Below are 20383 nucleotides of genomic sequence, written 5' to 3'. Positions count from 1 at the left end.
TCTCTCTTTCACAGACCGCTCAAAACACCACGAAACTTGCGCCGATTTACGGTCTAAGAAGGCTTTGTGAAATGTCTAAAAGAATCTGAAACGGTCGTAAAAAATGCGTTTTAGCTCGATTTGTCCTGAAAGTGACCGAAGTGACCTGAAGGTTCCTTCCTTTATATACTCCCGGCGGGGTTACGAAGAAGTGAGGTGACAAAGATGAGCGCTACCGCAACGCCCTCCGGCGAGGAAGAGCCCTCCAAAGAAGAGCGACTGAAGTCGTTCCTCGCAGAGAAGGCAAGTGACGGCGAGATGTATTTCAAGAGCAAGTTCATCGCTGACGAAGTCGGTCTCTCCCCGAAGGAGATCGGTGCCCTGATGGTCAAGCTCAAGGACAGCGCGTCCGAGATCAATGTCGAGAAGTGGTCGTACACGAGCGCGACCACCTGGCGTATCGAGCCGGCGTAGACGACCGGTCCCCGCGTACAGTTCTTGGACGATAGTACCTGCTATAACAATTGAAACGATTTACACACTGATCTCACTGCCATCGTGCGATCAGGTGTGCATTGATTTTCAATGGCTACTATAGCTGTGTGATCGTTCGCGGAGTATTTGTGCCCGCATCGTTTACGAGTAGCTGATGAGTGGCTCCGCGGACCCGCCATCGCCTGATCGACTGGCCGGCGTGTTCTCCGTCTCGTCAGTGCGGCGGACGGATGGGACCGTCCAGTATATCGGCGACCCGCTAGTGCTACCAGCCGCCGCTGTCGAGCAACTCAGGCCGCTGTTTCGACAGCGGGGCTACGACGTTCGACTCGAAGAACTCGGCCCGGAATCCGGCGATGCAGCAGCCACTACGAGCAACGGCGGCACTACTGTCGTCGGCGGTCCGGGCGCCGGTGACTCGATGACCGCCACCGGTGGTGCGTTGAACCCGCGCCCGGACCAGTACGCACTGGTCGCGGAGCCTGCCGACACGGACACTGGCGGTATCCCGTGGCTCAACATCGGGCTCCTCCTCGCGACTATCGCGTCGACCCTCTACGTCGGCGCGAGCGCCTGGTACTACATCCCGGTCGCTGAGGACCCGGTTCGCGTTTTCGAGGCCTGGCCGTTCGTGGTCGCGATGCTCGGCGTGCTCGGCATCCACGAACTGGGCCACTACGCTGCGGCCCGCCATCACGGCGTCGACGTGACGCTTCCGTATTTCATCCCGTTCCCCTCGTATCTGGGGACGATGGGGGCGGTCATCAACATCCGCGGACGCATCCCCGACCGGACGGCGCTGTTCGACATCGGCGTCGCCGGCCCGCTCGCCGGACTTGTCGCGACGACGGTCGTTACCGTTATCGGCCTCTCGATAGACCCGATTACGGTTCCGGAACGCGTGGCAAACAGCGACACCGGCGTCATCATCACGTTCAACTATCCGCTCCTGTTCCAGGCGCTGGAAGCGCTGGTGAACGCGCTGGGACTCGGGACCGAGATTGGGCCCGGCGAATCGGTCCACCCGATCGTGTTCGCCGGCTGGGCCGGGATGTTCTTCACGTTCCTGAACCTGCTCCCGGTCGGGCAACTCGACGGCGGTCACATCGTGCGGTCCATCGTCGGACAGCGGCAGGAGACCGTCGCCGCCGCTGTTCCCGGCGCGCTGTTTGCACTCGCCGGCTACCTGTATTTCACCCGCGACCCGCCGCCGGTCGGTTTCGGCGTCTGGGGCCTGTGGGTGTTCTGGGGCCTGTTCGCCACCGGACTCGCGTATGCTGGTCCGGCCAGACCGACAGTAGACACAGAACTCGACCGACGGCGGGCGCTGCTCGGCCTGTTTACGTTCCTACTGGGGCTGGCCTGTTTCACGCCGGTTCCGTTCGAGATCAGCGCGGTCTAACTGTCAGCCCGCGTCGCGGCCGGGACATTCTCAGTGTGAGTACCCGCGGTCCGGAAGCGTCTCGCCGTCGAGCGTGACCCCGCGCTCGGTGACCGTTCCGATCCGCTGTAGCGGGCACGGCACGGCGTCTCTGGCTTCGGGAACGTCCGATTCGGGCAGCGTACAGACCAGTTCGAAGTCCTCGCCGAAGAACACGCCCAGCTCTCTCCGCTCCTGCTCAGTCTCCGCGAGCGCGTCGACTTGCGCGTCTATCGGGAGCGGCTCTTCGACAGCGAAGCCACAGCCGCTGGCTTCGGCTAACTGGTGCAGCGAGCGGGCCAGCCCGTCGCTCGAATCCATCATCGCCGTCGCGTGCGGTCGGAGCGCGACGCCCGCACGTACGCGGGGATCGAACTGAAACAGCTCGTTCGCCCGGTCGGTGTCACCCCGGTCGAACAGTTCGAGCGCGGCGGCTGACCGGCCCAGCGTGCCGGTGACACAGACTGCGTCGCCGGGCGACGCGCCCGAGCGACGGATCGGGTCCGCGGCCGCCCCGATGGCCGTCGTCGCGACGGTGAACTCGTCGTGGTTGTCTAAATCCCCACCGACGTACTCTGCGCCGACCGCGTGACACACGTCCTGTGCGCCGTCGACGAACGCCGCGAGTTCACCCGCCTCGAATGACGGCGCGCCGTACGCGGCCACCGCGGCTGTCGCGGCGGCTCCCATCGCGGCCACGTCCGACAGCGAGGCGGCGACGGCCCGCCAGCCGGCCGTGTAGCGGGTCGTCCCCGCTGGGAAGTCCGTCCGCTCGTGGAGCATATCCGTCGTGATGACTTGCCCGTCCACGACGGCGCAGTCGTCGCCCGCGTCGGGAAGCCGGTCGGCGAGGTCGGCGAGTGCAGCCCGCTCGTCCATACCCGGTCGTCGGTGTCCCGGGGCAAAACCCTCGGGGTATCGGTCGGCGGGACAGGGTCGGTGGGTTGAAACCGGAGACTGCCAATCCCATCTACATGGATGGGAACCGGATGGCGACGGTCGTCGGGTTCGCGGCAGCACTGGCCGTCCTTGGGGGGCTGGTGTGGTTTGTCGGCATCGACGAGACGCTGGACGCGCTCACGACGGCGGACCCGTGGGCGCTTCTCGCTGTCGCGGGCATCGCCATGCTCTGGCTCGTCTCGTGGGGGCTGGCGCTGTGGACGGTCCTCCGAGCGCTCGGCGCACCGGTGGCGCCACACACTGCCGTTCTCGTGTTCGTCGCCGCCGTGTTCTCGAACAACGTCACGCCCTTTGGCCAGGCCGGCGGCGAGCCCGTGAGCGCGCTGTTGATATCGACGGCCGCCGACACCGAGTACGAGACCGGGCTGGCGGCTATCGCCACCGTCGACACGGTCCACTTCCTGCCGTCTGTCGGGTATGCCATCGTCGGCTTCACGTTCGTCGCCGCCGGTGCGGTCCAGTTGACCCGAAACCTGGCGTTTGCCGCCGGTGCTGTCGCGGTACTCGCGGTCGGTATCCCCACTGCTGCTGTCCTGGGCTGGCGACACCGGGACCGCGTTCAGGCGGCAATCATCCGCGGTGTTGTACCGACTCTCGCCGCGCTGTCGGCCGTCGTGCCCCGATGGTCACCGCCGTCCGCCGAAAACATCGAGACGCGAATCGCGGGGTTCTTTTCGGCCATCGAACGCATCGCGACCGACCGGCGGACAGTCCTCCAGACCTTCGGGCTCTCGGCCTTTGGCTGGATCTGCCTGTCGGCATCGCTGTGGACGTCGCTGTACGCCGTTGGGGCACCGGTACCGGTCGAAGTCGTCCTGCTTGTCGTTCCCGTCGGGAGCATCGCCAGCGTCGTCCCGCTTCCCGGCGGGTCGGGCGCTATCGAGACGGTACTCGTGACGCTGCTGGTCTCGACGGCCTCGGTTTCGGCCGCCCTCGCCACCTCTGCGGTGCTGATCCACCGCGTCGGGAGCTACCTGCTGCCGACGGTTATCGGCGGCGGCGTCGCCGCTGCGCTCAGTGTCGACCGGGTCGCATCGCCCGAGGAGTGACACTCGCGGTTCCCGACGGGCGAGAGCATCGCTGCCCTATGGGCGAGTGAACGGTTCACGCCCGCCGACTGCGAACGACGCGTTTAAATGACGGCGACGGAAAGAAATCTGCAATGGCTACACTCTACGACGTTCCCCCCGAGGAACTCATCGAGGCACTTACGGAGACGCTCGCAGACGAAGACGACATCGAAGCGCCGGACTGGGCCGAGTACACCAAGACCGGCGTCGACCGCGAACTCCCACCCGAGCAGGAAGACTTCTGGGCGCGACGCGCGGCCAGCCTGCTCCGAAAGGTCGCCGTCGACGGCCCCGTCGGCGTCAACGCCCTCCGCTCCGAGTACGGCACCTCGAAGCAGGGAACGACCCGCTACCGCGTCCGCCCCCACCACAAGACCAAGGGCTCGGGCAACATCATCCGGACGGCGCTCCAGCAGCTCGAAGACGCCGGCTACGTCGAGACCAGCGAGAACGACGGCCGCCGTGTCACCGGTGACGGCCGCAGCCTCCTCGACGACACCGCAGGCGACCTCCTGACGGAACTCGACCGTCCGGAGCTCGAACGCTACGCGTAACTGACGCCTTTCTCGCTGTTTTTCAGCCGGCCCGTAGCTCCTGCTCCGAAATCGTTTTCCGACCGACTCCAGTACTCTAATACAACTATGAGTGGCGACCCCAGCGAGGAGGAGCTCGAAGAACTCCGGAAACAGAAGATGGAGCAGCTCAAGGAACAGCAGGGCGACGAGGGCGAGGCGCAGGAGGCGGCCAAGCAGCAGGCCGACGCCCAGAAGCAGGCAGTCCTCAAGCAGAACCTCACCGACGGCGCACGCAAGCGGCTCAACACGGTCAAGATGTCGAAACCGCAGGTCGGCGAGCAGATCGAACAGCAGGTCGTCGCGCTGGCCCAGAGCGGCCGCGTGCAGGGCCAGATCGACGAGGACCAGATGAAGGAACTCCTCTCGGAGCTGACGCCGGACTCCAAGAGCTTCGACATCAAGCGCCGGTAGATGGAGTGTGCCCTGTTGTACAGCGGGGGCAAGGACTCGACGCTGGCGGCGCTCTTGCTCGACCCCTTTTACGATGTGACGCTCGTCAGCGGCTCCTTCGGCGTCTGTGGCACCGACCCCGCTCGGGAGAGCGCGTCGGCTGTCGGCTTCGACCACGCGACGGTCGATCTAGACCCGGACGTGGCCCACGACGCCGTCGAGCAGATGCGCGACGACGGCTACCCGCGCAACGGCATCCAGCGGGTCCACGAACACGCCGTCGAAACAGTTGCTCGCGGCGACTGGGTTGCCGGCGCCGACGGCATAGATTCGCTTACGGCCGTCGCCGACGGCACCCGCCGCGACGACCGGGTGCCGACCATCGAGCGCCCGCTCGCACAGAGCGTTGAGGACCGCTTCGGCGTGGACTACCTCGCGCCGCTTGCGGGTATCGGCCGCGGCGCTATCGACGCGATGGCCGCAAACCGACTCGTGGTCGAGAGCGGCCCCAGCGCCGAGATTCCGAAGGCCGACTACGAGGTCGAACTCCGCGCGCTCCTGCGGGAGCGCTACGGCGAGGGTGCCGTGACCGACGTGTTCCCCGAGCACACGCAGTCACGCGTGCGGGGCCTGCGGTAGCCGTCGGTGGGGCGGGTCTCGTGCGTGTTCCGGTCAGGCTAGGCGATGTCCCGGCTGGTGTCCACGTTGATCCGGTCGGTGAGGTCGAGGAATATCGGTTCAGTGAGCGCTCGGCCCCCGCGGAACTTCGGGACGAAGAGCCTGTTTTCGATGGCGTCGTCGTTTCGCTTCGTTTCGAGATCGAACACGATGTCGCTCGTGTACTCTGTCCGGTGGCGCTGTGACGGCGTGGCGCCGTGTTTGAGCGCGTACAGAACCGCAACGCTGTCGGTCTGTGTAAGTCTGGATTGCAGCGTTTCGAGGAAGGCCCGAAACTCCCCTGTGTCGGCGCGCTCAAGTGGTTCGACCGGATCGACGACGAGGAGCGACTCCTCCGTAACTCCCTCGACGTGGGCGAGCGCGTCGCTGATCGGGGCTTTGCGGTCCAGTTGGCTGACTGCGAGGTCGTCGTAGGTCCCCCGCTGGGACCGCAGCGCCGACGTGACTGTGGTCGGTGCCTGTTCGCCGGAGAGATACACCGTCTCCTGCTGGGCGACGAACTCGGAGAGAAACAGCTCCGCCTGGCTCGCCGGTTCGGCGAGCAGCGTGACGAGGCTCCCAGTCGGAATGCCGCCGTCGAGCTTCCGGTCGAGTGCTCGAACCCCCGTCTCGAATCGCTGTGTCACTGTCTCACCCCGCGCGGCGTCAACCGGTGCCTTGCCCATCCCATAGGGCCACCCTCGATAGACCGCGTCTTTGTTGTCCCCTCTCTAACACGGACCGTTCCCCGTGTAGCCGGCCACTAGCCCTTTTGACGCCAGCGCGTGCCGGCCACGCCCGTCTGTCACGGACGGACTACTGTCGAAAGCAGCAGCGAGCCCCTGTTTTAGTGAGTCTTTACTGGGCACGGTTCGTTGGTCACGGTCAGCGTGAACGAACAGGTTCAAGCGCGCCCTCGCTGTAGACGCGGGTATGTACGACTCCGTCAAGGGCTTTCGTGATTTCTACCCCGAGGAGATGCAGGCTCGGCGGTGGGCCATGGACACGCTGGAAGATGTCGCACAGCGCTACGGCTTCCGGGAGATCGGCACGCCGGCGCTGGAACCGACCGAGATGTACGTCGACAAGAGCGGCGAGGAGATCGTCGAGGAGCTGTACAGCTTCGAGGACAAGGGCGGGCGCGAGGTCGCGCTCACGCCGGAGCTGACGCCGACCGTCGCGCGGATGTTCGTCGCCAAGCAACAGGAACTCTCGAAGCCGATCAAGTGGGTGTCGACGCGACCGTTCTGGCGCTACGAGGAGCCCCAGCAGGGGCGGTTCCGTGAGTTCTACCAGACCAACGTCGACATCTTCGGGTCGGCGGAGCCGACGGCCGACGCCGAGATTCTGGCCGTCGCCGTGGAGATGCTCACCGACCTCGGGTTGACGGGCGAGGACTTCGAGATTCGCGTCTCCCACCGGGACATCCTCGCGGGCGTGCTGGAGTCGTTCGGGGCCGACGTGGACGTGCCCGAAGCGATTCGTGCGGTCGACAAGCGGGCCAAGGTCGACCACGACGACTACCTCGACGCGCTCGTCGAAGCGGGGCTCAACTACGGCCAGGCCGACAAGTTCGACGAGATGCTCCAGATCGACGCCGAGGAAATCGAAACGCTCGCGGACCTCACCGGCTCCGAGGATGTCCGCGCGGCGACCGACAATCTGCAGGCAGTGCTCGACGCGGCCGAGGACTTCGGCGTCCGCGACCACCTCACCGTCTCGCTGACGACCGCGCGCGGGCTGGACTACTACACCGGCGTCGTCTTCGAGTGCTTCGACTCGACGGGCGAGGTGTCCCGCTCGGTGTTCGGCGGCGGCCGCTACGACGACCTCATCGAGGGATTCGGCGGCCAGCCGACGCCGGCCGTCGGGTTCGCGCCCGGCCACGCCACGCTCCAACTCCTCTGTCAGCGCGCCGGCGTCTGGCCCGCCGAGGAGCTGTCGACGGACTACTACGTCCTACAGGTCGGCGACACGCGCCCGACCGCGGCCCGAATCGCCCGTGACCTGCGCGAGCGCGGCCACGTCGTCGAGAGCGACGTCGCCGACCGGTCCTTTGGCGCGCAGATGGGCTACGCCGACGGCATCAACGCCGAGACGGTCGTCATCGTCGGCGAGCAGGACCTCGAAAACGACGAGGTGACGCTCAAGGAGATGGACGACGGCGAGCAGATCAGCGTCCCGCTCTCGGCGTTCCCCGGCGACTACGACCGGCCGACGTTCGAGGACTTCGCGGAGTAGCGCCACCTAACGGTCGGATTGTGACAGTAACTTTTTGCGACCGCCGTGTTGATTGTTCGACATGCAGCTCCCCTCCATCGCCCTCCCGAGGTGGAAGCTCGTCGCGACCATCGCGATACTGTCGACTGGCTTTGCCATGCTCGCAGGTGCGGCCGGCCTCGGAAACGTGCTTGCTCCGATATTTATCATCCTCGGCTGGTTCATTCTGGCTCCGCTTGTCGCCCTTCTGGGATCGAAACTACCGATGGTTGAATCGCCGGCGGCCGAGCCGGACTCGGATGAAACCGAGATGACCACGGCGTCGGAACCGACGGTAGATCCGGTCGACCAGCTCCGGGAGCGGTACGCCCGCGGTGAACTGACAGACAGCGAGTTCGAGCGGCGGCTGGACCGCCTGCTGGAGACCGAATCGCTCTCGGCGAACAGCGAGGCAGAGAACACGGCCGGTGAGGTCGATAGGGAAGTCAGCCTCGAAACCGAGTGACGGAAGACACTACTGCCGCGTGGCCACTACCCCTGCGTGAAGCCGTTGTGAGGCAGGCCGGTCAGAGCGCCCGCTCCATTTCCATCTCCACGCGCTCCTTGGCGATCGTCTCGAAGCCGACCGACTCGTACAGCGCTCGGGCGACGTGGTTCGTGTTCGAGACGGAGAGCCAGACGCGGTCGAGCCCGTTCTCCTGCCCGTATCCGAGGAGCACGCGGATGAGCTGTGAGCCGATGCCGCCGTGCTGGTAGTCCGGATGGACGAAAATCGCCAGTTCCGAGGTGTCCTGATACGGGACGAGGACGGCGTGGCCGACGGCTTGCTCCTCGTGCCAGACAACGACGTTCAGGCCGTCTTCGACGAGATTCGGCAGCCAGTCGCGGATATCCGCCTCAGTCCGTGGTGGCACGCCCTGTGACCGGGAGTCGGGCCCGAAGTCAGCATACATCTCCACAAGTGGGTCGATGTCGCCGTCGTAGGCCTCGATTGTCACCGTCCGCCCGTCGTGGTCGGTGAACGTTTCGGGCGGGCGGGGGAAGTCGTGATCCGCCGCGGCGGCGTTGGACATACTCCCACCTTTGTTCTCAGCATGCCTAAGTTCGTCTATCCTTCCCAGCGACTGAGATTCGGGTGAGACAAGTGGCTCGCAGTCGACAAATCGGTATGCGCGCCTATCGCGTGGCCTACGACGGCCGACCGTATCACGGGTTCCAGCGCCAGCCCGACGTCGACACCGTCGAGGGGCGACTGCGCTCGGCGCTCGTCCGCCTCGGCGTCTGCGAGCGCGGCGACGGCCTGCCCGAGCGCTACGCGGCTGCCGGTCGGACTGATGCTGGCGTCTCTGCGCGAGCACAGACTGTCGCCTTCGACGCGCCGGCGTGGCTCTCACCGGCGGCGTTCAACGGCGAACTCCCGGACGACATCCGTGTGTGGGCCAGCGCCGATGTCCCCGACGGCTTCCACGCGACCCACGACGCCGCCGAACGCACGTACACCTACTATCTGTACGCGCCGACGGACACGGACCGGCCCGGACACCGACCCGTCGACGACGAACGGTGGGCCGATGCCGTCGACGCGCTCGCTGGTCCCCACGACTTCCACAATCTCACGGCCGACGACACCGGAACCGAGCGAACCGTCGACATCGACTGGACGCGGGACGGCCAGTTCCTCGTCGTTCGGCTCACGGCCGGCGGGTTCTGCCGCCAGCTGGTTCGTCGGCTCGTCTCGCTCGCGGCGACTGTCGCGGACGGCTCCGCCCAGCTGTCGAAGGTTGACCGTATCCTCTCGCCGGAGTCCGTCAGTGGCCCCGACGGCGTCCCGCCGGCCCCGCCCGAACCGCTGGTGCTGACCGACGTTCGTTACCCGGACGTTGCCTTCAGTCGGGACGAGGACGCCGCTGCGGACGCACGGACGGTCTTCGAGCACCGACGCGCGAACGCCCACACGACAGCGCGGGTTGCCGACCACATAACCGACGGGCTGTAGTTCCCCGTCGCTGAAACGAAGGCTTACTTCGGCCCCGTCCCAAGAGCGGGCTATGAGTTCGGTACCCGCACGGAGCGACATCGACGAGGCGTACAAGTGGGACCTCGATTCTCTCTACGCCAGCGACGAGGACTGGGAAGCCGCCTACGAGGAGGCGGAGGAACTGATCGAGGACCTGTCCGCCTACGAGGGGCGCGCCACCGAGGACGCTGCGACGCTGTTAGAAACTCTGGAGACCTATGAGGAACTGATGCGGACGGTGTCGAACGTCGCCGCCTACGCCCGGATGCGCCGGGACGAGGACACGACCGACGACACGTACCAGGCGCTGACAGCCCGCTCGCAGTCTCTCTCGTCGGAGGCCAGTTCGGCCGCCTCGTTCCTCGACCCGGAACTGCAGGATTTGGAATACGACGACATCGAGGCGATGATCGACGCGGAGCCGGGGCTGGAGCCCTACGAGCACTACTTCGACGACGTGCTCCGGATGAAAGACCACACCCGCTCGGCCGAGGTCGAGAATCTCCTTGCAGAACTCGGTGAGGTCACCGGTGCGCCCGGCGAGGTGTACAACATGCTGGCCAACGCCGACATGTCGTTCCCGACCGTCGAGGACCCCGACGGCGACCAGCAGCCCATCACGCTCAACAACTTCACGACGCTGCAGAAACACCCCGACCGAGAGTTCCGCCAGCGCGTCTACGAGGCGTTCTACGACGAGTGGGACACCGTCCGCAACGCCGTCGGCACGGCCTACAAGAACGCCGTCAAGACGGACGTGAAGATGGCGAACGCACGGGACTACGACACCGCCCGCGAGGCCGCGCTGGACGGCCCGAACGTCCCCGTCGAGGTGTACGACACGCTCGTCGACACCGTCCACGACAACCTCGACACGCTCCACCGCCACGCCGACCTCAAGCGCCAGTCAATCGGGGCCGACGAACTCCGGATGTGGGACCTCTACGTCCCGCTTGTGCAGGAGGAATCGCCCGAAATCGAGTACGAACAGGCCTGCGAATACGTCACCGAAGCCGTCGCACCGCTGGGCGATGATTACCAGTCCCGGCTCGCCGACGGGCTGGATTCGCGGTGGGTCGACGTGTACGAGACCGAGCACAAGCAGTCCGGCGCGTACTCCGGTGGGACCTACGACTCCCAGCCGTTCATCCTGATGAACTACCAGGACGACGTGGAGTCGATGTACACGCTGGCCCACGAACTCGGTCACTCGATGCACTCGGAGTACACCAGCGAGGAGCAGCCCTTCGTCTACTCCGGCTACGAGATATTCGTCGCCGAGGTCGCCTCGACGGTCAACGAGACCCTGTTGACCCACCATCTGCTGGACACCGTCGAGAACGAGCGTCTGCGCCGACACATCCTTAACGAGTATCTCGAACGGTTCCGGTCGACCCTCTATCGGCAGACGATGTTCGCCGAGTTCGAGCTCCGCACCCACGAGATGTCCGAGGCCGGCGAGCCGCTGACCCCCGACCGGCTTGATGACCTCTATCGGGACCTCAAGGGCGACTACTACGAGCCGGCGGTGCTCGACGACCGCATCGCCCGCGAGTGGATGCGCATCCCGCACTTCTACCGGGCGTTCTACGTCTACCAGTACGCGACCGGCATCTCGGCGGCCGTCGCGCTCGTCGACGGCATCCTCGATGAGGGCGAGCCAGCCGCCCAGCGGTACATCGACTTCCTCCGGAGCGGGTCGCGGCAGTACCCGCTGGAACTGCTTCGCGATGCGGGCGTCGACATGGCCAGTCCGGACCCCGTCGAGTCCGCGCTCTCGACGTACGGTGAGTATCTCGACGAGTTCGCCGAGTTGCTGTAGGACGGCCAGTAGCTATCCGGTGCCTGTCTGGCTGTTCGAGCCACCGGTCTAACCGAACGCTACAGCCCCGTCCCGACACGGATAACCCTTTCACCCCCTGTGACCCGAAGGCACTTTGTGTCTCAACCGTATAGTACCGACCATCCAAATGTCGCGCAGTCCCTCGCTTCCGGAACGACCACGGTTGGAACTTGATCCCGATATGACGCCTGACGAGCGTCTGGAGGCACTCCGGGAACATTTCAAAGAGATAGTACAGGTCAACGAACAGCTGACCGAGCAGCTTGACGCCGCCCGTGACCGGCAACACGACCTCACGGACGAGGTCGACCAGCTTGAACGGGAAAACGAGACGCTCAAGACGTCCTCGCTGTATATCGCGACAGCCGAGGAGCTGACCGACGACGGCGTCGTCGTCAAACAGCACGGCAACAATCAGGAAGTCCTGACCGAAGTCTCGCCGTCCATCCGCGACGGGCTGGAGGCCGGCGACCGCGTCGCCATCAACGACTCCTTCGGCGTCAAGCAGATTCTCGATCCCGAGACTGACGCCCGCGCACAGGCGATGCAGGTCGACGGCTCGCCGGACGTCTCCTACGACGATATCGGCGGCCTCGAAGAGCAGATCCGCGAGGTCCGGGAAGCCGTCGAGGAGCCGCTGGTCAACGCCGAACAGTTCCGCGAGGTCGGTATCGAACCGCCGAGCGGCGTCCTGCTGCACGGCCCGCCCGGCACCGGGAAGACGATGCTGGCGAAGGCCGTCGCCAACGAGACCGACGCGACGTTCATCAAGATGGCCGGCTCCGANCACGGCCCGCCCGGCACCGGGAAGACGATGCTGGCGAAGGCCGTCGCCAACGAGACCGACGCGACGTTCATCAAGATGGCCGGCTCCGAACTGGTCCGGAAGTTCATCGGCGAGGGCGCGCGACTCGTCCGTGACCTGTTCAAACTCGCCGCCGAGCGCGAACCGGCTATCATCTTCATCGACGAAATCGACGCCATCGCGGCCAAGCGAACGGAGTCGAAGACCTCAGGCGACGCCGAGGTCCAGCGGACGATGATGCAACTGCTCTCCGAGATGGACGGCTTCGACGAGCGCGGGGAAATCCGCATCATCGCGGCGACGAACCGCTTCGACATGCTCGACCGCGCCATCCTCCGACCCGGCCGCTTCGACCGCCTCATCGAAGTCCCGAACCCGGATGTCGAGGGCCGCGAGCGTATCCTCGAAATCCACACCGAGGAGATGAACCTCGACGACGACGTAGACCTAGGCGCGTTTGCCACCGAAACCGACGGCCTCTCCGGCGCGGAACTGGCCTCGCTGGCGACTGAAGCCGGGATGTTCGCCATCCGCGACGGCCGGACGACGGTCAAGCAGTCCGACCTCCACGACGCCTACGAGAAAATCGAAGCCGACGACGACGCCAGCAGCGTTCCGGTCGCGTTCGCCTAACCACCTTTTTACTGCGAGGGGTGTCCTCGGCCGCGGTGCGGCCTGCGGGCCCCCCTGCTTGCAAAAACGTGGGTGAAAAAAGCCGCGCTCTCACGGTGTTCGAGCGCGGTGAACCGCTCGCTACGCTCGCGGATGCTATCCTTAGCCTCGCCGCTTGATAGTCGACACGAACGCTGAGCGGTGTATGGTCTAATCTGACCACGCGGCCCGTCCCCACGCGATTTAAGCCACACCGCCCGGTATCAGTGCCCGTGACAGAGCGCGGACGGACGCGGCGGGCGTTTCTGGGGACGCTCGCGGCGACGACGGTCGGGTCAGTTGCGGGGTGCCAATCACAGTTCGATCCGCTCGCATCGACGGCGCTTGACGAACACGCCGCCACACAGTTCCGGCAGGGGCTCCTGAACCAGGGATATCAGGACGCGTCGATACCGGACGCTGTTGAGCGGGCCTGGGAACTGCCGGCCAACCGCGGGGACCACACCGCGGCGAAGGGGAGTCCCGTGCTGGCACCGACCGGTGACCTGATTTTGGCCGACGACACCGGCCGCGTGCGGGCCATCGCACCTGATGGCGAGGTCCAGTGGGCGACGACCATCACGCAGGCCACCCGGGGGAGCCACGGCACGCCGGCTATCGCCAACGACACCGTCTACATCGGGGCCTACGACGGCGCGCTGTCGGCGCTGGACCTCGAAACCGGAAAGCGGCGCTGGCGGACGGAACTCGGTGATGCCATCGGCGCAAGTCCGACCTACTACAACGGGTCGCTGTACGTCGCTGTCGAGCACGCGGCACCGAGCGGGAGCGTCGTCGCCGTGAACGCTGCCACCGGCGACGTGCAGTGGCGCGACAGTCGACCGACCGACCATCCGCACTCGACGGTGGCGCTGGACCGCGAGCACAATCGTCTGCTGTTTGGCTCGAACGACGGCTACTGCTACGCGTGGTCGTTCCCGGGTCTGGAACAGGTGTGGCGGTACGACACCGGCGGCGACGTGAAAGCCCCCATCGCCGTCGCCGACGGGACCGCTATCGTGCCGTCGTGGGCCGAGACGGTCACTGCCGTCGACGTGACCGACGGCTCGGAGCAGTGGACCTTCGAGGCCGACGCCGACGTGATGTGTGCGCCGGCGGTCCACGACGGCACCGTCTACGTCGGCAGCCACGACGACCGGGTGTACGCACTCGACCTCGAAAGCGGCGAGGAGCAGTGGCGCTACGACACTGGCGGGTGGATTATCGGGAGCGTCGTCGCCACCCGAGGCCACGTCCTCGTCGGGTCCTACGACGGGCGACTGTACGCGCTGGAGCGGGACTCGGGAGCGAGGGTCTGGACCACCGACAACCGCGGCCATGTGACGAGTGCTCCGCTGGTGACCACCGACGCCATCTACTACACGGAGCGCGCGGTCGAGGGCGACCCGAACCGACCGGGAATGTGCTACAGACTCGTTCCGGCATAACGAAGCGAAACCCCTTACCCCGCGGACCGTCGACTGTCGCCTATGAGTACTATCCGGGTCGTGTGGGGGACTGCGACCGGCCCGACCGCACTGGCCGCGTACGACGCGGCACTCGCCGAGGCGGGCGTCCACAACTACAACCTCATTTCGCTTTCCTCTGTCATTCCTACCGAGCCGGCTATCGAGGTGACGGAGACGGCACCGGACCTGGGGCCGCCCGGCGAAGCGCTAGAGGTCGTCCAGTCCTCGGCGACAGCCGAGCCTGGTGAGAGCGTGGCCGCTGGTATCGGCTGGGCCCGCAGCGAGGACGGGCCGGGCATCTTCTACGAGGTCGACGGGGGCAGCGAGGACGCGGTCCGGATGGAAATCCGCGAAGGGCTGGCCGCCGGCCGGGACCTCCGGGATTGGGAGTTCGTCGAGGAGAACGTGTACGTCGAGTCGGCGTCCGACGACGCCGAGTACGCCAGCGCCGTCGTGCTCGCCACCTACGGCGAGAGCCACCCCGTCGTGTAAGCGGCATTGCACCGACGGTTCCGGTCAGAACTGTGTTCGACCCTGGGTTTTTAGTCCTCCCCCCCATAGAGACAGAGAACGTTCATGTACGGTAATACGTCGTTTGGTGGGGAGACGGAAGAAGTGACGCTGACCGCGGAACAGCGTGAGGACCTCCGACGGGACCTCTCAAGCGTCGCCGCCCGGACCCGCGAACTCCTGCCCGGCGAGTTCGTCGTCGGTTCGGAAATCAGCAACAGCACGACTGGACCGCGGGCCACAATCGCGGTCCAGCCACCCGTCGGATCGGTCGTCAGCGCCGACTACACGCCCGAGGACCCGGAAAGCGCGAGCATCTCCGACGCCGAGCGCGACGACCTCGCGCAGGGCATCGCTGCCTCTGCGGCCCTGCAGGTCAAGCAGGTGATGGGCGACGACACCTCGCCGACGGCGCAGTAACGACTGTCGTTTTCAGTTTTCGCCGGGACAGTCGCGGAGCGGAGACGCCGAAATCAGGCGTGGCCATCACTGGCGACTGGCGGATTATAGAACAGCGCGTAGCCGATAGAGCCGCTGGCCGGGAGACTGCCGGCACTCAGCGCAGTCACGAGGCTGATGGAGGTGACGACTGCGCCGAGCGACGCCAGCAGCATCGAGAGGGCGATGCTGGCGAGCACGAGGTCAGGCATCGACGGGCGGCCGGACATTCGTGTCTCTACAGAGACACGCCTGCTAATTAAATATTATTACTCGTGCAAACGGTGCGCTGCCCACCGCCTACTTCCACCAGAACTACGAACCGAATTCTGAACCGCACTACGGGGGTGACGGAACTGCGTATTACTACTACAACTCTCGCAAGTCCGTGGAGATCGTACGCAGAGAACTCAACGAAACGCTCTACACAGCAGTTGAATCGGGGAATTGCTCCTTACACGCACGTACGCAGAATCAGGATAATTGCTGTTGGTTCATAACTGACCTCAGAACATCCCCATTCTTCTTTTTGTAATAACTCCGGGTATAGGGAATTAGTTCTGGGTCAAGATATAGACAATCAAAGTCCCATAGAGCATCAGCAGTAAATGTTGCAGTTTTTCCAGAGTCACCTTCAGTATCGCTTTCGTTGAATTGTTCTTTTTCCATTTCACCCATACGAACTTCCCAAACCCAAGGTGTATCCTTTCTCTCACCTCGTTCGTAGCTTCTGTCTCTCCCGCCGAGGACATATCGTACGACGACGTACATACCGGGCTTAGCGATATGGCCTTTTGGTTGGTTATCTTCCATAGCCATCTTGACCTCAATACCGGGAACACCGCTCTGCTTCCCGCTACTGATTAAATCGGGGAAGTTCCCTGCGTTCACCCGATACAATCCATCAGATGCTCCAGCTACACCAGATGCGAAGAATTCTCCAATAACTGTTGATAGAGCCGCATACTCATCGAACTGTTCTGCGAGCGGGTCGAGACCTCGACGGCGTAGTGCGAAATCAATCGTGTCCAGGTTCTCATAAATCTCTTCGACACCATTGAGAATCGCAGAGCTATCAAACGGAACTTCTTCGAGAATGTCTGCATCTTCTATAACGTATTCCCTGTTTGCTGTCCTGAATGATTCGGGATTTGTGAGTTCCGTTATTGTGATATCTAATGCTTCCGCAATCCGCATAGCAATCGACAAACTCGGCTCTCTCTCACCTCTCTCGATTTTTCCCAGAGTAGTCCGATGTATATCAGCAGCCTCGGCAACTTCTTCAAGCGAGCTTTCGTGTAGTTCACGAAGTTCCTTTATTCGATTACCAAGCTCCGACTTGAACTCATCGTCCATAATATATTGAGAGAGACCGACCGATTTAAGAATGGTCGAGACAATTGTCTCATTACCGTATTGACTGTTTCTTCTGAACGTGGGTCGTGAAGATTATTAAGTGCGTATAGCGACACAGTATCTTAATGAGCGAGAGTTCCAACCAAGAATATTTAAAAAGAAATGAGACAATTGTCTCATACAACCTATGGTAGGTGTAATCGATCTGTTTTGTGGAACGGGAGGATTCACATACGGGTTCAAGACTCACCCATCAAATGAGTTTGAGGTTCTCCTTGGGCTCGACAAAAAAGGAGCAGCTACAGAGACCTTTAAAGAAAACCATCCTTCAGCTAGCGTCGTTAATGAAGATATCCGAGAGTGGCCTGCTGAGAAAACTGCTACAGAGAAGGACATTTCTCCTGATGATGTGGATGTGATTGTAGGCGGCCCACCCTGCAAAGGCTTCTCTTCAATCCGCCCAGACCGCGGAACTGAGGCTGAAGACGAGAGGAACGGCCTCTATACAGACTTCGTGAATTATGTCGATTTCTTTGAACCTGACTTCTTCATTATGGAGAATGTAGTGGGTCTTGCCACTCACAACGACGGAATAACGATTCAGAAGATTATCGATAGTGTACGGGATATCGGATATAGTGCTGACTGGCGAATTGTTAACGGCGCTAACTTCGGACTTCCCCAGAGGCGTGAACGCCTGATTATGATTGGTTCGGGAGATGACCGAGTTATCGAATTTCCACGACCTACTCATCAAGCTAATGGGCGAACTATTGGCTACAAGGACGAGTCTAAGGTAATCACAGCTCAGCCGACTCTTGATAATTTCCGTGCTGGGACTTCCCTACCAGAAGGCCGTACTATTATGGACGCTATCGATGATTTACCTGAATTAGAGGCTGGAGAGGAAGTAACAGAGTACACCAAGCCAGCGCAGAACGAATATCAAGAGACTATGCGGAAGAATTCGAACGAGCTCTCTCTACATAAGGCGACGAAGCACCAGTCGAAAATGATGACCATCATTAGGCATAGCGGTCCAAATAAAGAAGCTACAATAGAGAATCTTCAAGCGTCTGATGAGGTAGACGATGTTGAGGATTACATAAGTAGTGGCTATAGCTCAAGCTATTCTCGTCTGGACCCAGACCTTCCATCGGTTACGATTACGATGAACTTCATCCATCCTGCTTCGAACAAATGTATCCATCCGTACCAAGACCGAGCTCTAACTCCACGAGAAGGTGCTCGGATACAGAGTTTCCCTGATGACTTCGAATTTGTTGGTAGTCGAAGTGATATTGTGGAGCAGATCGGTAACGCCGTACCTCCGCTACTCGGTCGTGTGTTGGCCGAGCATACTCTCGGAATGTATGATGATTCGTATGAGACCGACTATGTTGCCTGTGTTACTGAGAAGAAGGACCAACGAACAGTTAGTATCTAACTGAATCTGTTTATCTGGGTAAACCCTACATTTCGGGTCGAAATTGATTAGAAGGACCGCCTTGAGAACATGCACGACACCATGCTTTCCCAGGGTGGTATCCCTAACAAGGTGTTTCCCGATGTATACGGCGCACTACCCGTGGTGGAAGAAGGCTTCGAGGGGGCGGACAGGGACGCTATCGCCGTGAAGTTCGGAGCAACGGCGGCTGAAGTCGCAGATGACGCGGGTGTGTCTGAACTTGAAGCAGGGAAGGCGCTCGTTCAACTCTACTACGAGGACGATTACAGCGACGTGCAGATGTTGATGACCCACGGGTTTGACGCTCCACACTACTGGAGGGAGGTGGGTCAATGAGTGCCATGGTCCCTATCGAGAGTTAGCGCGAGAGTTAACATAATATTCCGCCTCTTGACCGCCCACGCGCGCAAGCCATGGCCGTGACAGGAGATAGGAATCAGAGTACCGAGGTCGATCAGTCTCTAAGCCTTTCTATTCGAGATTCAATGTCGACCTCGTAATATCGTAGCAACCACTCAATAACGGCGAACATGACGGCCACAATAAGGAATATTGCCGAAACGGCGGCTGCGAGGACGCCGTATACGAGCAGCTGCTCACGGTTTATGAACCAGATTGGGATACCATAGCCTAAGGAAATTGCCGCGGCAAGAAGAATAAGGACCGAGACGATACCCCCTGCTATCCCGATTAGGGATAACTGGATACTGGTATGATCCCGTACGTATCTGAGGAGAGGATATTGAACGGTGATTGGTTCTTTCACGTTCTCCTCAAGCCATGCCAATTTCACACCACTGACTACTCGCTTTCCAATTATCCCCTCATCTGCAAGATCATCAAGGCGGCGGCGCACCGTTCGAGGATGAACCGAAACGTGTTCCGCGATCTCACTATTCGTTAGCACATTGTGGTCCTCTCGGGCGAACGCTTCGATAATTCCCTTATCCTGTTCCTTCAGATGGGGGTCTGGGAGCGAATCGCCCTCCTTCTCCGTTTCTGACTCTGTCATATGTCTGGTGTCTTTAGGCGGACATCGCCTCTGTCCGCCCGAGGACAAGGGGGTGTCCCCATGCGGCCAGTGGCAAGTTACTGTCCTAACATGGACATTCGCTCCTACTTAAATCTCAACTCGGTGCCTGGGACTAACTGGTATGATTCGACCACATACCAGACCGACCGCGCGAGAACCGCAGACGAACCACCACCCACGGGGTGTCCAACATGGCTGAGGAGGCGCTGGCAATCGGCGGGGGCTTTCTGATATTCGGCTTTGTGCTGAACGTCGCAAGCCCCCAACTCTCCCCACACCTCAACGCAAACTTGGGGCTATGGGGAGTGTTCTTCATCGTGATAGGCCTCATCGTCACCGCGATTCGGCTGAAGTCGATGGGTCGCAGATAAAACCAGCCTGCATCACGGGCACCTTTTCAGCCCTTCAGGCTTGAAGATATGACAATTGTTCCACCTTCGGCCTTCTATAGGCCAAGGTCTTCCTTCACCTGATCAATTGACTTGCCGTTTAAATAGCAAACAACATCGTGGGATTCCATTACTTCAACTGCTTCCTCTAACTCATCATCATCACGAACGTGTTTTTCTACGTTGCTTGCTGAAAGCGGATCGTCGCAGTGAGGGCATTGGGGAATTACAGCATAGTATCCCCGATACTTCCCCGTCCTAATTACAGCACCATATGGTTCTTGCTGATTCCCACAATCATCACAGACGGTCATCTGTTCCAGTAGGTCGTACCCTCGTGGTGTTGTGGAATACCCTTTTGGAGTCTCTTTGAGCAAATCCGTATCTGTAGCTTTCCTGAGGATACTTTTTCTCCAATTCCCTGGGTCGCCCCTCAGAGCGCTTGCTCTCATGCCCGCTTTGGAATCGTCCTTATGAACTGCTGGACCACGATAATATCCCGCTATCAGTATAGATCTCACTTTACCAAAATCGAACGTAGAACTCTCCTGATCTTGAACATCTTGCGGGAGACCGTCCATCGAAGTGATAGGCATAGATTGGACTGTTCATCCAAGGCTAATTTTTCTATCGGATTG

The 20383-nt window shown here is 61.9% G+C and carries 24 protein-coding genes; 17 read left to right on the top strand and 7 right to left on the bottom strand.

Annotation, left to right across the window (positions count from 1 at the left end; all coding sequences use genetic code 11):
- Nucleotides 1-204 precede the first annotated feature (204 nt).
- Nucleotides 205-453, top strand: coding sequence for a DUF7123 family protein (locus C442_RS12810; RefSeq protein WP_004518404.1), 249 nt, complete (start codon nucleotides 205-207; stop codon nucleotides 451-453).
- A 175-nt stretch (nucleotides 454-628) separates the two neighbouring features.
- Entirely contained in the window at nucleotides 629-1876 is a 1248-nt protein-coding gene (locus C442_RS12805) for a site-2 protease family protein (protein ID WP_008311075.1), read from the top strand.
- Nucleotides 1877-1906: 30 nt separating this feature from the next.
- On the opposite strand, the gene thiL is transcribed toward C442_RS12805, so the two are convergent.
- Nucleotides 1907-2773 carry a thiamine-phosphate kinase gene (gene thiL / locus C442_RS12800; RefSeq protein WP_008311074.1) on the bottom strand — a complete coding sequence of 289 codons (867 nt, stop codon included), beginning with the start codon at nucleotides 2771-2773 and terminating at the stop codon, nucleotides 1907-1909.
- A 95-nt stretch (nucleotides 2774-2868) separates the two neighbouring features.
- On the opposite strand from thiL, the gene C442_RS12795 reads away from it, so the two are divergent.
- The 4 genes from C442_RS12795 (at nucleotide 2869) to C442_RS12780 (ending at nucleotide 5528) form a co-directional block, all read left to right on the top strand.
- Nucleotides 2869-3903, top strand: coding sequence for a lysylphosphatidylglycerol synthase transmembrane domain-containing protein (locus tag C442_RS12795; RefSeq protein ID WP_049942974.1), 1035 nt, complete (start codon nucleotides 2869-2871; stop codon nucleotides 3901-3903).
- Between the two features lie 113 nt (nucleotides 3904-4016).
- Entirely contained in the window at nucleotides 4017-4478 is a 462-nt protein-coding gene (locus C442_RS12790) for a 30S ribosomal protein S19e (protein ID WP_008311072.1), read from the top strand.
- A gap of 87 nt (nucleotides 4479-4565) precedes the next feature.
- Nucleotides 4566-4910, top strand: coding sequence for a DNA-binding protein (locus C442_RS12785; RefSeq protein ID WP_008311071.1), 345 nt, complete (start codon nucleotides 4566-4568; stop codon nucleotides 4908-4910).
- Nucleotides 4911-5528, top strand: a complete 618-nt coding sequence (locus tag C442_RS12780) for a DUF7411 family protein (RefSeq protein ID WP_008311069.1) — start codon at nucleotides 4911-4913, stop codon at nucleotides 5526-5528.
- Nucleotides 5529-5566: 38 nt separating this feature from the next.
- Here C442_RS12780 and C442_RS12775 read toward each other — a convergent pair whose 3' ends face one another.
- Nucleotides 5567-6232, bottom strand: a complete 666-nt coding sequence (locus C442_RS12775; protein WP_008311067.1) for an RAD55 family ATPase — start codon at nucleotides 6230-6232, stop codon at nucleotides 5567-5569.
- Between the two features lie 247 nt (nucleotides 6233-6479).
- Between C442_RS12775 and hisS the strand changes: the two genes are divergently transcribed.
- Entirely contained in the window at nucleotides 6480-7787 is a 1308-nt protein-coding gene (gene hisS, locus C442_RS12770; protein ID WP_008311065.1) for a histidine--tRNA ligase, read from the top strand.
- A gap of 61 nt (nucleotides 7788-7848) precedes the next feature.
- A complete protein-coding gene (locus tag C442_RS12765; RefSeq protein WP_008311064.1) occupies nucleotides 7849-8271 on the top strand; it encodes an SHOCT domain-containing protein in 423 nt (140 codons plus the stop codon).
- A gap of 61 nt (nucleotides 8272-8332) precedes the next feature.
- Here C442_RS12765 and C442_RS12760 read toward each other — a convergent pair whose 3' ends face one another.
- On the bottom strand, nucleotides 8333-8839 hold the full coding sequence (locus C442_RS12760; protein WP_008311062.1) for a GNAT family N-acetyltransferase: 507 nt from the start codon (nucleotides 8837-8839) through the stop codon (nucleotides 8333-8335).
- A gap of 95 nt (nucleotides 8840-8934) precedes the next feature.
- On the opposite strand from C442_RS12760, the gene truA reads away from it, so the two are divergent.
- The 6 genes from truA to C442_RS12730 all read left to right on the top strand — a co-directional run bounded on the left by truA (nucleotide 8935) and on the right by C442_RS12730 (nucleotide 15481).
- The gene (gene truA, locus C442_RS12755; RefSeq protein ID WP_008311060.1) at nucleotides 8935-9762 is read left to right on the top strand and encodes a tRNA pseudouridine(38-40) synthase TruA; all 828 of its coding nucleotides are present in this window, start codon (nucleotides 8935-8937) and stop codon (nucleotides 9760-9762) included.
- Between the two features lie 52 nt (nucleotides 9763-9814).
- Entirely contained in the window at nucleotides 9815-11605 is a 1791-nt protein-coding gene (gene pepF / locus C442_RS12750; protein WP_008311058.1) for an oligoendopeptidase F, read from the top strand.
- 148 nt (nucleotides 11606-11753) lie between these two features.
- Nucleotides 11754-13064, top strand: coding sequence for a proteasome-activating nucleotidase (locus tag C442_RS12745; protein ID WP_049942973.1), 1311 nt, complete (start codon nucleotides 11754-11756; stop codon nucleotides 13062-13064).
- Between the two features lie 251 nt (nucleotides 13065-13315).
- On the top strand, nucleotides 13316-14530 hold the full coding sequence (locus C442_RS12740; protein ID WP_008311054.1) for an outer membrane protein assembly factor BamB family protein: 1215 nt from the start codon (nucleotides 13316-13318) through the stop codon (nucleotides 14528-14530).
- A 42-nt stretch (nucleotides 14531-14572) separates the two neighbouring features.
- The gene (locus C442_RS12735; RefSeq protein WP_008311052.1) at nucleotides 14573-15043 is read left to right on the top strand and encodes a pyruvoyl-dependent arginine decarboxylase; all 471 of its coding nucleotides are present in this window, start codon (nucleotides 14573-14575) and stop codon (nucleotides 15041-15043) included.
- An 84-nt stretch (nucleotides 15044-15127) separates the two neighbouring features.
- Complete coding sequence (locus tag C442_RS12730) at nucleotides 15128-15481, top strand: DUF5811 family protein (protein ID WP_008311050.1); 354 nt, start codon at nucleotides 15128-15130, stop codon at nucleotides 15479-15481.
- Between the two features lie 53 nt (nucleotides 15482-15534).
- Here C442_RS12730 and C442_RS12725 read toward each other — a convergent pair whose 3' ends face one another.
- The gene (locus C442_RS12725; protein ID WP_008311048.1) at nucleotides 15535-15729 is read right to left on the bottom strand and encodes a hypothetical protein; all 195 of its coding nucleotides are present in this window, start codon (nucleotides 15727-15729) and stop codon (nucleotides 15535-15537) included.
- Between the two features lie 244 nt (nucleotides 15730-15973).
- The gene (locus C442_RS12720; protein ID WP_008311046.1) at nucleotides 15974-16855 is read right to left on the bottom strand and encodes a helix-turn-helix transcriptional regulator; all 882 of its coding nucleotides are present in this window, start codon (nucleotides 16853-16855) and stop codon (nucleotides 15974-15976) included.
- A gap of 187 nt (nucleotides 16856-17042) precedes the next feature.
- Here C442_RS12720 and C442_RS12715 point away from each other — a divergent pair, with 187 nt between their 5' ends.
- Both C442_RS12715 and C442_RS12710 read left to right on the top strand, forming a co-directional pair.
- On the top strand, nucleotides 17043-18302 hold the full coding sequence (locus C442_RS12715) for a DNA cytosine methyltransferase (protein ID WP_080504309.1): 1260 nt from the start codon (nucleotides 17043-17045) through the stop codon (nucleotides 18300-18302).
- A 69-nt stretch (nucleotides 18303-18371) separates the two neighbouring features.
- Nucleotides 18372-18659 carry a hypothetical protein gene (locus C442_RS12710; RefSeq protein WP_008311042.1) on the top strand — a complete coding sequence of 96 codons (288 nt, stop codon included), beginning with the start codon at nucleotides 18372-18374 and terminating at the stop codon, nucleotides 18657-18659.
- A gap of 118 nt (nucleotides 18660-18777) precedes the next feature.
- On the opposite strand, the gene C442_RS12705 is transcribed toward C442_RS12710, so the two are convergent.
- Complete coding sequence (locus C442_RS12705; RefSeq protein WP_008311041.1) at nucleotides 18778-19335, bottom strand: winged helix-turn-helix domain-containing protein; 558 nt, start codon at nucleotides 19333-19335, stop codon at nucleotides 18778-18780.
- 212 nt (nucleotides 19336-19547) lie between these two features.
- On the opposite strand from C442_RS12705, the gene C442_RS12700 reads away from it, so the two are divergent.
- Nucleotides 19548-19727 (top strand): hypothetical protein, encoded by a 180-nt coding sequence (locus C442_RS12700; RefSeq protein ID WP_049942972.1) that lies wholly within the window; start codon nucleotides 19548-19550, stop codon nucleotides 19725-19727.
- A 74-nt stretch (nucleotides 19728-19801) separates the two neighbouring features.
- Here C442_RS12700 and C442_RS21540 read toward each other — a convergent pair whose 3' ends face one another.
- A complete protein-coding gene (locus tag C442_RS21540; RefSeq protein ID WP_152418460.1) occupies nucleotides 19802-20341 on the bottom strand; it encodes a hypothetical protein in 540 nt (179 codons plus the stop codon).
- Nucleotides 20342-20383 lie beyond the last annotated feature (42 nt).

It is taken from the genome of Haloarcula amylolytica JCM 13557 (assembly GCF_000336615.1).
Classification (GTDB): domain Archaea; phylum Halobacteriota; class Halobacteria; order Halobacteriales; family Haloarculaceae; genus Haloarcula; species Haloarcula amylolytica.
This window is presented reverse-complemented; position numbering and strand designations above follow the sequence as displayed.